This window comes from Lignipirellula cremea, assembly GCF_056501455.1.
Genome location: NZ_CM151415.1, coordinates 2,305,419 through 2,319,453 on the forward strand (window position 1 = coordinate 2,305,419; position 14,035 = coordinate 2,319,453).

The following is a 14,035-nucleotide window of genomic DNA, read 5'->3' on the forward strand; positions in this document are numbered from 1 at the left end:
CGCGAAGTCGATCATCCTGCTTGCCCTATTGTAGACGCCGACTCTGCGAAGCGAACCGTTCGCGTTCCGACTCCGCGATAGAATCGGCGGCGAAGCGTGCCGGCCCCGTCTCCCCTCTCCCGAAGAACTGCCGTGGCTCCTCGACTTTCCGCGTTCCCGAAGTGCTACCTCGACGCCATCGCGGGCGACAAGACGATGACCGTCTTCGAGTGGATCGAGATGGCGAAGTCCCTCCCCGCGGAGGGACTCGAAATGTACGAGGGCTTCCTTCCCAGCCTGTCGCACGACGACGTCGATCGCGTGGGAGAGGCGATCTCCGCCGCGGGCTTCGCGATGCCGATGCTCTGCTGCTCGCCCAACTTTACCGACCCTGACCCCGACGGACGCAAACGGGCGGTCGAGCGCCACGCGAACCTGATTCAGGTCACCCGGCGACTCGGCGGACCGGGCGCCGTTTGCAGGGTGCTCAGCGGGCAGCGCTATCCGGAGGTCACGAGGGCGCAGGGGGTCGCGTGGGTCGTCGCGGCGATCGAGGAGTTGCTCCCCGTCGCGAAGGAGCACGAGATCGTGCTCGGCATGGAGAACCATTACAAGGACGGCTTCTGGACCTATCCGGAGTTCGCCCAGAAGAAGGACGTCTTCCTCGAGATCGTGAACGCCATCGGCGACCGGACGAACTTCGGCGTGCAGTACGACCCGTCGAACGCCGTCGTCGCCGGCGACGACCCGGTCGCGTTGCTGGAGCAGGTGGTCGATCGCGTGGTGAGCATGCACGCCAGCGATCGTTACCTGGCCGAGGGCGCCAGCCTGGAGGACCTGAAGCAGTCCGACGGCACGATCGGCTACTCGCCCCACCTGCTGCACGGCGTGACGGGCCGCGGGCTGAACGACTACGACGCGATCTTCGGCCTGCTCGCCTCCGTCGACTATTCCGGCTGGATCAGCATCGAAGACGGCATGAACGGCATGGGCGAAATGGAAGAGTCCCTGCGGTTTCTGAAGGCGAAGGTTGAGGAGTACTTTCCGCAGGGATGAGCAGCGCTCCTCCGTCCCAGGCGAGCGGGGGATGTAAATCCCCCGAGGTCTTCGCGACTCTTGCGATTGGGATTCGAGGACTTCCGTCCCCGCCTGACCATTCAGAAGTCGCCGCAGAATGGAGACCGCTCGCTCCCCGGGCTATCATGGCGGGCGAAACGCGTCGCAACGAAGAAACGCTCTCGCCGCGACGCCCCCTCATCGCCTTTCCTCCGCCGGGAGCCCCCCTCATGCTTGCTCATTCTTTCGGACGCTGCGTCGTCGCCGCGTCGTTGTCGCTCGTTTTCGCCGCCGGGACGCTGATCGCCGGTCCGGCTCACACCGATCAGAAATCGGCGGGCGAAGATTATCAATACGTCGGCGAGTACGTCGGCACGATCGAATCCGAAGGCAAGCAGCAGAAGATCGGCGTCCAGGTCCAGGCGCTCGGTAACGGCAAGTTCCTCGGCGTCGGCTACCTGGGCGGACTGCCGGGCGAGGGCTGGAATCGCGAGGAAGTTCGCCGCGTCGAGGGGATGAAGACCGACGAGGGCGTCGTCTTCGAACTCGAAGGCGTCCGTTCCGTGGTGAAGGACAACACCATCTCCGTCTATCTCCTCGACGGCAACCGCCGCGTGGCGGAGATCCAGAAGGTCGTCCGTCAAAGTCCGACGCTGGAAGCCAAGCCGCCCGAGGGCGCGGTCGTGCTCTTCGACGGCAAGAGCGTCGACCAGTTCCCCGGCGCGAAGATGACCGACGACGGCCTGCTGATCGCCGGCGCGACCAGCAAGGAGAAGTTCGGCAGCCACAAGATCCACGTCGAATTCCTGCTCCCTTTCATGCCGGAGGACCGCGGTCAGGCTCGCGGCAACAGCGGCCTGTACCTGCAGGGTCGCTACGAGGTGCAAATGCTCGACTCGTTCGCCCTGACCGGCGAAGACAACGAGTGCGGCGGCATCTACACGGTCGCCAAGCCCGACGTGAATATGTGCTTTCCGCCGCTGACGTGGCAGACGTTCGACGTCGAGTTCCACGCGGCGAAGTACGACGGCGACAAGCTGGTCGAAGAGCCCTGGATGACCGTCAAGCACAACGGCGTCGTCGTTCACGAGAAGGTCAAGCTTCCCAAGGGCGAGCCGACCCGCGCCGCGCCGGTCCCTGCCGGCCCCGAGCCCGGACCGGTCTACCTGCAGGACCACGGCAACCCGGTCCGCTATCGCAACATCTGGGTCCAGCCGATCGAGTGACGTTCGGCGACCTTCGGTTGGTTTATTTAGGAGCGAAGCCGATGAGCGATCCGCAGGGAAACGTCGAGCGACTGAAAGCGGCCTACCAGCTCTGGCACGCGTCGGGCGGTCAGGACGCGTCGAAGTGGGTCGAACTCGCGGCGGACGATATCGCGATGTTCTCGCTCGCGCAGGGGGCGACGCCGGAGTTAGAGTTCTCCCGCCCGGCGTCCGGCCCCGGATCGCTCGCCCGGTACCTGGAGGCGCTCCAGCGGGACTGGGAACTGCTAGCGATGCTTCCCACGGAGTTCGTCGTCGATGCCGACGACGAACGGATCGTGATGTTCGGAACGGGTCAGGTCCGCTTTCGCCGCTCGGGCAAGGTCGCCGAATCGCCGCTCGTCCACTACTGGCGCTTCATGGACGGCAAGGCCGTCGAGTTCCGCGAGTACTACGACACCGCCGGCGCCTTCGCCGCGGCAGCGCCGGATCCTGCATAAGATTCGCCGCCGCTTACCGCACCGGCGGCTTCCCCAGCATCCGCCGAAGAAGGCCGATCTGGCCGGCGTGGATCATGATGTGCAGCGGGCAGAGGTAGAGGCCGCCCATTTTCGTCGCTTCCACGGCGTAGGGCATGTCCGCCGGCTCGGCCAGTTGTTCCGCCGTGAAGGTGGGCAACTCGACCTGAATCTGGTGCAGGATCTTCGCCAGCGTCTCCCGCAGCGCCTGCGGGGAGACGTTCTTCTCCGGCGAAGGGTCGGGCGTCGAGCCCTTGCTGTACATCTTCCGCACCGCGGAGGGCATCAGGTCGAGATCGACCGGCTGACGGCCCCGGACGCGGAACAGGCACAGGCCGTATTCCGCCATCGCGATGTGCCCGACCTGCCAGGCGAGATGCGTCGGCGCTCCGGCCGGCATGGCGAACCATTCGTCGTCGGAAAAGTCAGCGATCAGGCTGTCGAGGTAGACGCGGGCGAACTCGATCTGCCGCAGGACGACTTCGGCGGGAAACGCATCGGCGGGCATGCAGAAACTCCTGAAAGGTACGACGGCGAGCGCCCGGACGATCGACGGCGCCGCGGCGAACCTATCGTACCGCCGGACGTAGAAAGCGACGACGCGAGGGGCCGAACGCGAGGGCGTCAGGCTTTGCCCAGCTTCTCCAGCGCCGCTCGTTTTCCAGATAGAGCAGGTTTCTCCTCCGAAAATCAGCTTCTTCGGGGAGTACATTCCCCTCCGCAAGCCGATCAATCCATCGGAAAAGCGTTTGACAAGCGATCTTCGGGCCGCTTACGCTACGCCTTACTACTTCTGGGGACAAAACCAGAAGTCGTCAACGGGCGAACGCCTCGCGAACTCAGCGGGCTTCCGCCCGAGACCAACGCGGGCTTCGGCCCGTGGCGCCGGTGAAAGTCCGGCGACCCCGCCTCTCCGCAGGGAAGTGAAATCTCGGAACGCTCCCCATCGGGAGACTTCGATTTTTCGATTCCTGCCCCTACCGTACTACCGAAGCCCTGGCTTCCCGCACGCATCTTCTGCCTGCGCGCCTGCCTTCGGCCCTACCTCAATCGTTCCTCAGGAGCCTCGGACGATGCACTGCAACGGCAACTTTCTGTCGCGCCGCAATTTTTTGACGGTGGGAGCGATCGGCGGTCTGGGCCTCAGCCTGGGACGCTATCTGCAGATGCGTTCGGCGATGGCCGAACAGAAGAGCTACGACTTCGTCGATTCCAAGGCCGACAGCGTCATTCATATCTTCCTGCCCGGCGGCAGCGCCCAGCAGGAGACGTTCGATCCGAAGCCCTTCGCGCCGCTCGAATACCGCGGCGAACTCGGCACGGTGAAGACGAACACCGGCGAAGTCTTCTGCGAGAGCATGGCGAAGGTCTCGCAGGTCGCCGACAAGATCTGCGTGATCCGCTCGATGACGCACAACGAGGCGGCTCACGAGCGCGGCACCCACAACATGTTCACCGGCTACAAGCCGAGCCCCGCGCTGACGTTCCCCAGCATGGGCAGCGTCGTGAGCCATGAATACGGCCCGAAGAACAACCTGCCGCCGTACGTCTGCATTCCGAACACTCCGAACATCTACGCCGGTACGGGCTATCTCAGCTCGTCCTACGCGGCGTTCGAACTCGGTTCGGATCCTGCAGCCAACGGCTTCAAGGTCCGCGACCTGAGCCTGCCGGGCGGCGTCAGCGACGAGCGCTTCGCCCGCCGCCGCGAAGCCCTGGCGACGGTGAACGACCGTTTCGTCTCGGCGACGGAATCGGACAACGTCAAGGCGATGAGCACGTTCTACGAACGGGCTTACAGCATGATCAGCTCGCCCGAAGCCCGCGAAGCCTTCAACATCGAAGCGGAAGACGCCAAGCTCCGCGACGAGTACGGTCGCAACACCGCCGGTCAGCGGATGCTGATGGCCCGTCGCCTGGTCGGCGCGGGCGTCCGCTTCGTGTCGATGACCTACGGCGGCTGGGACATGCACTCCGGCATCGCCGGCAGCATCCGCAAGCAGGTGCCGGAACTCGATCAGGCGCTCGCGACCCTGATCAAGGACCTCGATCAGCGCGGCCAGCTCGAGCGGACGCTGATCATGGTCTCCAGCGAGTTCGGTCGTACGCCCAAAATCAACAAGGACGCCGGTCGCGACCACTGGCCGAAGGTGTTCAGCGTCATGCTCGCCGGCGGCGGCATCAAGGGAGGCACGATCTACGGCGCCTCGGACGCCACCGCAACCGAGCCCGAATTCGACCCGGTCAGCCCGGAAGATCTCGCCACGACGGTCTATCGCCAGCTCGGCATCGTCGCCGACAAGGAACTGATGGCTCCCGGCGACCGCCCGATCGAAATCGTCGACGGCGGCAAGATCATCGACAAGATCATCGCGTAACGCGAGACCGAGTCGCTCACTCAGGGGTCGCGGCGAACCTGGTTTCGTCGCGACCCGTTCCGCCGATTCGCGAATCGTCCCGCCTCCCCGCGATTCGCGAACCTGGGAAGCTCGGCCTCGAAAGTTCCTTCGCCCGTCGCGTTCCTGGCCGCAGCCGTCGCGATCGGATCGAATTCGACCGAGTTTTTCCGTGCGGAAGTTCACGCTTCCGCGATAGAATACGAAGCATCGACCGAGACGCCTCGCGACATCGCGACCGCGACAGGTCGCGCCCGCCTCGCGTCACCCCGCCCTACCTCCTCCCTGTCGTCCGGAGACGCGCCATGCATGGAGCGTTCGCTTCGCCCGGTGGTCTGTTCGCTTCGCTCGCCGACGTTAGCGTCGCGCTCAGCCGCCCGATCGCAATCGGTCTCGGCGTCGCCGCCGTCTGTTCGTTCGCGGCGCCGGCCTATGCCGTGAACCCGCAGGTCAGCGCCGTCGCGCCGATCGGCGTACAGCGGGGGACGGAGGTCGAGTGGACGATCTCCGGCGAACGTCTGGACGACGCTGCGGAGGTTCTCCTGTTCCAGCCGGGGATCACCGTTTCGTCGGTGACTCCGACTTCGGACAAAGAGGTGAAGGTCAAGATCGCCGTCGCGGCGGACGCTGCCCTGGGAAATCACGCGATGCGACTTCGCACCGCGACGGGCCTGTCAGGTCTTCGCATTTTCTCGGTCGTCAACGAACCGGTTACGGAAGAGGTCGAGCCGAACAACGATATCGAAGCTCCGCAGGCGATCGGCATGGGCGTCTGCGTTCACGGCGTCGTCCAGAGCGAAGACGTCGACTACTTCGTCGTCGAGGCGAAGCAGGGCCAGCGGATCGTGGCCGAAATCGAAGGCCTGCGACTGGGTCGCACCTTCTTCGACCCGTTCGTCGCGATCCTCGACATGGAACGCTTCGAACTCGCGGCCAGCGACGACACGGCGCTGCTGCGTGCGGACGGCGCCGCGGTCGCGACGGCTCCTGCCGACGGCAAGTACCTGATCGTCGTCCGCGAAAGCTCCTTCGGCGGCAACGGCGCTAGCGACTACCTGCTCCACGTCGGCGCCTTTCCGCGACCCTCCGCGGTTTATCCAGCCGGTGGTCGACCAGGCGAAACGATCGAAGCGACCTGGATCGGCCGCGAACTGACCGGCGTGAAAACGCAGGTGACGCTCCCGACTGACGGATCGAAGGAATACGCCGCCGTCCTGCAATCGCCCGAAGGCGCCGCTCCTTCGCCAAACATGATGCGGGTGATCGACGTTCCGAATTCGCTGGAAGTCGAACCGAACGACGCGCGGGAAACCGCCTCCGCGGCCCAGATCCCCGGCGCGTTCAACGGCATCATCGAACGACCCGGCGACGTCGACTACTTCAAGTTCGCCGCCGAGAAGGGCAAGCAATACGACGTCCGCGTCTACGCCCGCAAGGCTCTGAGGACGCCGCTCGACAGCGTCATCACGATTCGCCGCGCCGACGGTAACGGGGTCGGATCGAACGACGACTCGGGCGGGCCGGACAGCTACTTCCGGTTCAACGCGCCGGAGTCGGAAGAGTACACGCTCGAAATCAAGGATCACCTCGGCAAGGGCGACGCCCATTACGTCTATCGCGTCGAAGTCACCCCGGTCGTGCCGTCGCTCGTGATGGACCTGCCCGAGATTTCGCGCAACACCGAGCCCAACATCGTCATGCACCAGGGGAACCGCATGGGCCTGCTCGTCGCGGCCCGGCGGGAGAACTTCGGCGGCGACGTGACCTTCGACATTCCGACTCTGCCGGCGGGCGTGCGGGCGGAGGTCTTCCCGATCCCGGCCAGCTTCGACCGGGCTCCGGTCCTCTTCCATGTCGAAGAGGGCGCCGCGCTCGCGGGCGGTCTGGCTCCGATCCCGGGCAAGTGGACCGACGGCACGACGACGGTCGAAGGCAAGCTGCTCCAGCGATCGATCCTCATCCGCGGTCAGAACGATCGCGACATGTGGGGCTACGACGCCGACCGGTTCGCGTACGTCGTCGCCGAGAAGGTTCCCTACAAGGTCGAGGTCGTTCAGCCGCAGGTGCCTGTCGTCCGCAGCGGATCGATGGACCTGGTCGTGAAGGCGACCCGCGATCCCGGCTACGAGGGCGAGATTACGCTCGAGCTGCTCTACGATCCGCCCGGCATCGGTTCATCGAAGTCGATCAAGATTCCGAAGGACCAGACCGAGGCGAAGATCCCGCTGACCGCGAACGGCGGGGCGGCGATCGGAACCTGGCCGATCGTGGTGCTCGGAAAGGCGCCGTACAAGAACGGAACCGTGGCGACGGCGACCGAGAAGGCGGATCTCAAAGTCGGCGAGAGCTACTTCGCCTTCTCGTTCCCCAAGGGAACGATCGAGAAGGGGAAGACCGCGCAGTACGTCGTCGGTCTCGAAAAGAAGGCGGAATTCACGGAGAGCGTGAAGATCGCTCTCGTCGGCCTGCCGACCGGCGTGACCGCGGAACCGGTCGAAGTCCCTGCCGACGCCGAATCGGTGACCTTCACCGTCGCCGCGAATGCGGAAGCCCGCGTCGGCGTGCATAAATCGCTCGTCTGCCAGGCGACGATCCTGCGGAACAACGAGCCGATCATGCTGACGGTCGGAAGCGGCGAACTTCGCGTCGACGAACCGATCGTCCCGAAGGAACCCGCGCCGGCTCCGGCCGCCGAGGCGAAGCCCGCGGAAATGCCCAAGCCCGCCGAAGCGGCTCCTGCCGCTCCGCTGTCGCGGCTGGAGCAACTCCGCAAGATGCGCGAAGGCAACTGATCGACGGAGCGGGCGTCCCTGTCCGCCGTCTGACGAAATCGAAGCGAATGGTCATCGAGATGAAGGAGTTTCCTGTGATCGGCATCCGAACCGCCCTGCGATCGCTCGCCGCCTGCGCCGCGATCGCGGTCGCTCCCGGACTGACCTTCGTGTTCGCGAACGCGGGGGCTGAAGAGCCCAAGCCGATCGAACTGGCGGTCTACCCGCCGGACGTCCGGCTCGACTCCTCGGTCGACAAGCAGTCGATCCTCGCGGTCGTCACTCGCGACGACGGGGTCACGATCGACGTCACGGACCAGGCGGAAATCGTCATCGGTTCGGACGTCGCGAAGCTCGACGTCGACAAGGGTCGCCGCACGATCTTCCCGGTGAAGGACGGCGAAACGCAGATCACCGTCAAGTGGAACGGCTTCGAGCAGTCGATCCCCGCCGTCGTCGTCAACAGCGGCGTTACGCCCGGCATCAGTTGGCACCTGGACATCATGCCCGTCTTCATGCGGGCCGGCTGCAATACGGGCAGTTGCCACGGCGCCGCCCGGGGTAAGGACGGTTTCCGGCTGTCGCTCTTCGGCTTCGATCCGAAGGGGGACTACACCCGCGTCACTCGCGAGATCGGCTTCCGCCGCATCAACCTCGCGGCGCCCGAAGACAGCCTCCTGCTCGAGAAGTCCGTCGGCTCCGTTCCGCACACGGGCGGCAAGCGATTCGAGGTCGGCGACGAATACTACAACACGCTGCTGACGTGGCTCAAGGAAGGCGCCAAGGCTGACGCGGGCGAACCGCCGGTCTGCACCTCGCTGGAGATCTACCCGCCCAAGGCGGCGCTCGAAGGCGAAGGAACGACGCAGCGCTTCATCGCCCGGGCGAAGTACTCCGACGGCACCGATCGCGACGTCTGCGACCTGGCCGCCTTCCAGACCAACAACGAAACGTCCGCTCCCGTTACGCCGGACGGCGTGGTCTCCGCCGCCGCGCGGGGCGAAGCCTTCGTCATGGCCCGCTTCGACACGCACACCGTCGGCAGCCAGACGCTCGTTCTGCCGAAGGACGCCGAATACAAGTCGCCCGAGCCTTCCGGCAACTACGTCGACGATCTGATCGGCGAGAAGCTCAAGAAGCTGCGCATGTATCCCAGCGAGCTCTGCACCGACGAAGAGTATCTCCGTCGCGTCACGCTCGACGTCGCCGGTCAGCTTCCGACGGAGGCCGAATACCAGGCCTTCATCAGCGACGCCGACCCGAACAAGCGGGTCAAGAAGATCGAGGAGCTCGTCAATCGGAAGGAGTTCTCCGAAATCTGGGCCATGAAGTGGTCCGAACTCCTGATGGTCAAGTCGGGCGGCGCGACGAACGTCGACTACAAGTCGGCCTTCCTCTACTACAGCTGGCTCTCGGGCCAGATCGCCGAGAACCGTCCGCTGGACGAGATGGTCCGCGATATCCTCGCCTCGTCGGGCGGCACGTTCACCACGCCCCAGACGAACTTCTATCAGATCGAGCGAGACAATCTGAAGACGTCGGAGAACATCGCCCAAGTCTTCATGGGCATCCGGACGCAGTGCGCCCAGTGCCATAACCATCCGTTCGACCGCTGGACGATGGACGACTATTACGGGTTCGCCGCCTTCTTCACCCAGATCGGGCGGAAGGAAGCGGAGGATTACCGCGAAACGATCATCTTCAACAGCGGCGGCGGCGAAGTCCGTCACCCGGTCGACAATCGCGTGATGACGCCCCAGTTCCTAGGCGGCGAGAAGCCGGACGTGGCGGGCAAGGATCGTCGGCAGGTGCTCGCCGAGTGGCTGACCGCGCCGGAGAACCCCTACTTCGCTCCGAGCGTCGCCAACCGGGTGTGGGCGCACTTCTTCGGCCAGGGGATCGTCGAAGAGGTCGACGACATCCGAGTCTCGAACCCCGCCTCGAATCCGGAACTGTTCAAGAAGCTGGGCGAGAAGTTGGTCGAGTACAAGTACGACTTCAAGCGGCTCGTCGTCGACATCTGCTCGTCGAACGCGTATCAGCGGAGCACGCTGCGCAACGACAGCAATCGCACCGACGAGCGGAACTTCGCTCACGCGAACGTTCGCCGGATCCCTGCCGAAATGCTGCTCGACTGCATCAGCCAGGTGACCGACACGAAGGATAAGTTCCGCGGTCTCCCCTCGGGCGCCCGGGCGGTGCAGATCGCCGACGGCAACACGTCGACCTACTTCCTGACCACGTTCGGTCGTGCGAAGCGCGAGACGGTCTGTGCCTGCGAGGCGACGACCGATCCCTCGCTCTCGCAGGCCCTGCACCTGCTCAACGGCGAAACCGTCGACGGCAAGATCCGCAGCGGAGAAGTCGTGAAGACCCTGCTCGCCGAGGGACTCTCGCCTGAGCAGGTGATCGAATCGCTCTTCATCCGCACGCTCACCCGCCATCCGACGCCGGAAGAGACCGTCGAACTGATGGAGATCGTGAAGAAGGCGGAGAATCCGCAGCAGGGTCTCGAGGACGCGCTCTGGTCGATCCTCAATTCCCGCGAGTTCCTGTTCAACCACTGATCCGCGAATTCGGTCTATTCGGCCGCATTCGCCTGAAGCGTACGATCCTCGACGGGTCGTACGCTTGTCTTCGCCGGCGTCGCCAAGCACGATCGAAGCGACGCCGACCGGAGCAGCCACTCGTCCCGCCTGCGCCGCACGCGCAATCGTCACCCCCGCGACCCCCCGCAGCGCCATGCTTTCGCGAAACGTCTACCGGATCGCTTCCGTCCTGTCGCTGGTCCTCGGCAGCGCGTCGATCGCGTTCGCCCAGGACGAACCGAAGATCACCTACGAGGATCACGTCAAGCCGATCCTCCGGGAGCACTGCTTCACCTGCCACAATCAGGACCGGCAGGAGAGCGGCCTGGCGGTCGATTCCTTCATGAAGCTCATGGAGGGGGGAAGCTCGGGCGAAGTCGTCGTTCCGGAGGATCCGTCCAGCAGCCGGCTCCTCCTCGTCGTCACGCATGACGAAGAACCGGCGATGCCGCCCGAACAGCCCAAGATCGCCGACGCCAAGATCGAGACGATCCGCGCCTGGATCGCGGGCGGCGCCCTGGAGAACAGCGGTTCGAAGCGGGCGAAGAAGAAGACGAACACGCTCGCCCTGGGAGGCGGCGGCGCCGTCACCGGACCGACCCCGCTCCCCGAATCGGCGCTCTGTCAGCCGACGCTGATCACCGAACGGGCGATGGCCGTCACGTCGATCGCCGCGAGCCCCGGCGCCCCGCTGTTCGCCGTCGCCGGTCACCGCCAGGTCCTGATGTACCATGGCCAGACGGGCGAACTGATGGGCGTCCTTCCCTTCCCCGAGGGAACGCCGATGACCGTTCGGTTCTCCCGCAACGGCGAGTACCTGCTCGTCGGCGGCGGTCGCCCCGGACAATCGGGCTTCGCGGCCCTCTACTCGGTCAAGTCGGGCGAACGGATCTTCAAGATCGGCGACGAAGTCGACGCCGTACTGGCTGCCGACATTCATCCCGACATGGATCGCGTCGCGATCGCCGGACCGCTGAAGACGATCCGCGTCCTCGACGTCGCCACGGGCGAGGTGCTGCAGGAGATCAAGAAGCACACCGACTGGGTCTACGACCTCTCCTACAGCCCGGACGGCGTCCTCCTGGCCAGCTCCGACCGCTCGGGCGGCGTCCACGTCTGGGAAGCGGCGACGGGCCTGCCGTATCTCGACCTCCGCGGACATACCGCCGCGGTCTGCCAGGTTTCATGGCGTCCCGATTCGAACGTCCTCGCGACGGCCTCCGAGGACGGCACGATCAAGCTGTGGGAAATGGTCGAAGGGAAGCAGGTCAAGAGTTGGGGCGCTCACGGCGGCGGCGCCCAGAGCGTCCGCTTCGCCTCCAATGGAGAACTCGCGTCCGCGGGTCGCGACAACAAGATCAAGGTCTGGACCGGCGACGGAAACCTGAAGAAGGAGTTCGCCCCGACCGCCGACGTCGCCATGCAGGCGGCGTTGTCGTTCGACGGCAAGATCGCCGTCGGAGGCGACTGGACCGGCGCCGTGGTCTCGTACGACGTCGAATCGGCTGCCAAGCTGGCCGATCTGCCTCCGAACCCGCCCTCGATCGAGACTCGCCTGGCTTCGCTCGAAGAAGCGTTCAAGGCGGCGGAAGGGGGACTGGGGGGCGTGAAGACCGAACTGGCCGGCGCCGAGAAGGTCGTCGCCGACCGAACCGCGGCGCTGGAAGCGGCTCGCAAGCAGAAGACCGACCTCGAAGCGGCGATCAAGCAGGCCGACGCTGAGGTCGCGACCTGGACGCAGAAGAAGACCGCCGCCGAAGGCGAATCGACCCGGCTGACCGGCGAAGCCGCCGCGATGACGACCGCCTACGCCCCGCTGGAACAGGCCAAGACCGCCGCCGACGCCGCCGTTCCGGTCGCTAAGACCGCGAACGAGGCCGCTCAGGCGAAGCTGGTCGAACTGATCAAAACGGCGACCGATGTCGCCGCGACGGTCGAGCCGGCGAAGAAGGTCGTCGCCGACGCGGAGGCCGCGCTCGCGCCGAAGGTCGCCGAACGCGAAGCCGCCGGCAAGAAGACCGAGGGCCTTCGCCAGGAGCTCGCCGCTCTCGAGAAGCAGCTCGCCGAGACGACCGACGAAGCGGCGAAGGCGCCGATCAACGAACAGATCGCGGCGAAGAAGACCGAAATCGAAGCTGCCGTCGCTGCAGAAGTCGCGCTCGACGCCGAAATCGCGCCGCTCAAGACCGCCGTCGACGGCGCCAAGGCGAAGCTCGCCGAAGTCGAGAAGGCGAAGACGGACGCGGACGCCGCCCTCGCCGCCGGGAAGACCGCTGCGGATGCCGCCGCGAAGGCCGTCGTCGACACGGAAGCTGCCGCGAAGGCTGCGACCGACGCGCTGGTCGCAGCGCGGACCGCTCTCGACGCGAAGCAGGCGGAAGTCGCTGCCGCGAAGAAGATCCTCGACGAGTCGAACGCCGCCCTCGCCGCGGCGACGAAGACGGCCGGCGATCTGAAGGGGACGATGCCGGCGAAGGATCAGGCGATCGTCGCCGCCGAGAAGTCGATGCAGGAGGCGATGCCCGCTCTCGAAGAGAAGCGGAAGCAGGTCGCCGCCAAGGAAGCCGAACTGGCTGCCGCCGTCGCTCGACGGGAACTCTGGAAGAACCGTCTCGCCGCCTTCCAGACGTACGAAACGAGCCTGACCGCCTCCGCTCAGGAGATCACGGCCGCGCGTACCGCCGCCGAGGCGGAAGCGAAAAGGCTCGAGGCTGAACTGAAGGCCGCGCAGGAGAAGATGGCGGCGGAGAAGGCCGAGATGGACAAGATGCAGGCCCAGCTCGCCGAGCTCCAGAAGATGATGGCCGAGCGTCAGGCGCTGCTGGAAGCAGCGAACAAGGCCGCCGCCGAAGTCCAGGCCAAGGCGAGCGACGCGACGACGAAGCTGGACGAGGCGACCGAGAAGCAGGAAGAGCTCGACAAGAAGCTCGAACTCTACCGTCAGTCCTACAAGAGCTGAGCGACGCCGGTCGCGAACGCAGGGCGGGCGAGGGCGCTCGCTCTCTTCTGCCAGACCGAATCGACAGAACTAAAAAAGAGCCTGAGGGAATCTCTCCCTCAGGCTCTTCTCTTTGTTCGATGGTCCTTTCCCCGACGGATCGCGGAGAGGACGAGCGTCCGTCAGGACTACTCGCGGGGACGCAGCGCGCCCGTCAGGCCGGTGTAGTCGCAGCGATCCTCGCCGTGCCACAGGGGCAGACCGAGTTCGACGCGGCGACGGAGCGCCTCGATCTTCTCGGGCGAACCGGCGGGGGCGTCGGTCGCGCTGAAGTTCCCTTGAGCCGTGGGCTCGAAATCTTCGTCGTGACCGTACTTCAGGATGGCTTCGAAAACGTTGACCGACTTCGACATGAAATAACTCCGATACGAATTGTTAGACCACGAAGCGGGCGAAACGGAGGCCCAGCTTCTTCAAGTGCGGGAACAGGTCGAAACGACGCGGAGCGCGAAGGCGCTCGCACGCGTGAGGCGACGGAAAGAACTAGCGCCTGTAGGCTTCGACCTTGAAACGGCTGCGGCTGG

Annotated in this window: 9 protein-coding genes; 7 read left to right on the forward strand and 2 right to left on the reverse strand. The window is 65.4% G+C overall.

Going from position 1 to position 14,035, the window contains the following annotated elements; all coding sequences use genetic code 11:
* Positions 1–132: 132 nt before the first annotated feature.
* The 3 genes from SH602x_RS08945 to SH602x_RS08955 all read left to right on the forward strand — a co-directional run bounded on the left by SH602x_RS08945 (position 133) and on the right by SH602x_RS08955 (position 2,740).
* Positions 133–1,035 (forward strand): sugar phosphate isomerase/epimerase family protein, encoded by a 903-nt coding sequence (locus SH602x_RS08945; RefSeq protein WP_479476457.1) that lies wholly within the window; start codon positions 133–135, stop codon positions 1,033–1,035.
* A 230-nt stretch (positions 1,036–1,265) separates the two neighbouring features.
* Positions 1,266–2,261, forward strand: a complete 996-nt coding sequence (locus SH602x_RS08950) for a 3-keto-disaccharide hydrolase (protein WP_479476458.1) — start codon at positions 1,266–1,268, stop codon at positions 2,259–2,261.
* 41 nt (positions 2,262–2,302) lie between these two features.
* Positions 2,303–2,740, forward strand: a complete 438-nt coding sequence (locus SH602x_RS08955) for a nuclear transport factor 2 family protein (protein ID WP_479476459.1) — start codon at positions 2,303–2,305, stop codon at positions 2,738–2,740.
* Positions 2,741–2,753: 13 nt separating this feature from the next.
* On the opposite strand, the gene SH602x_RS08960 is transcribed toward SH602x_RS08955, so the two are convergent.
* A complete protein-coding gene (locus tag SH602x_RS08960) occupies positions 2,754–3,266 on the reverse strand; it encodes a DinB family protein (protein ID WP_479476460.1) in 513 nt (170 codons plus the stop codon).
* Positions 3,267–3,831: 565 nt separating this feature from the next.
* On the opposite strand from SH602x_RS08960, the gene SH602x_RS08965 reads away from it, so the two are divergent.
* From SH602x_RS08965 to SH602x_RS08980, 4 genes are all read left to right on the forward strand, one after another.
* On the forward strand, positions 3,832–5,136 hold the full coding sequence (locus tag SH602x_RS08965) for a DUF1501 domain-containing protein (protein ID WP_479476461.1): 1,305 nt from the start codon (positions 3,832–3,834) through the stop codon (positions 5,134–5,136).
* Between the two features lie 323 nt (positions 5,137–5,459).
* Positions 5,460–7,946, forward strand: coding sequence for a pre-peptidase C-terminal domain-containing protein (locus SH602x_RS08970; RefSeq protein ID WP_479476462.1), 2,487 nt, complete (start codon positions 5,460–5,462; stop codon positions 7,944–7,946).
* 59 nt (positions 7,947–8,005) lie between these two features.
* Complete coding sequence (locus tag SH602x_RS08975; RefSeq protein WP_479476463.1) at positions 8,006–10,492, forward strand: DUF1549 domain-containing protein; 2,487 nt, start codon at positions 8,006–8,008, stop codon at positions 10,490–10,492.
* A 175-nt stretch (positions 10,493–10,667) separates the two neighbouring features.
* On the forward strand, positions 10,668–13,472 hold the full coding sequence (locus tag SH602x_RS08980) for a c-type cytochrome domain-containing protein (RefSeq protein ID WP_479476464.1): 2,805 nt from the start codon (positions 10,668–10,670) through the stop codon (positions 13,470–13,472).
* Positions 13,473–13,639: 167 nt separating this feature from the next.
* On the opposite strand, the gene SH602x_RS08985 is transcribed toward SH602x_RS08980, so the two are convergent.
* A complete protein-coding gene (locus tag SH602x_RS08985) occupies positions 13,640–13,864 on the reverse strand; it encodes a hypothetical protein (RefSeq protein ID WP_479476465.1) in 225 nt (74 codons plus the stop codon).
* Positions 13,865–14,035: the final 171 nt, after the last annotated feature.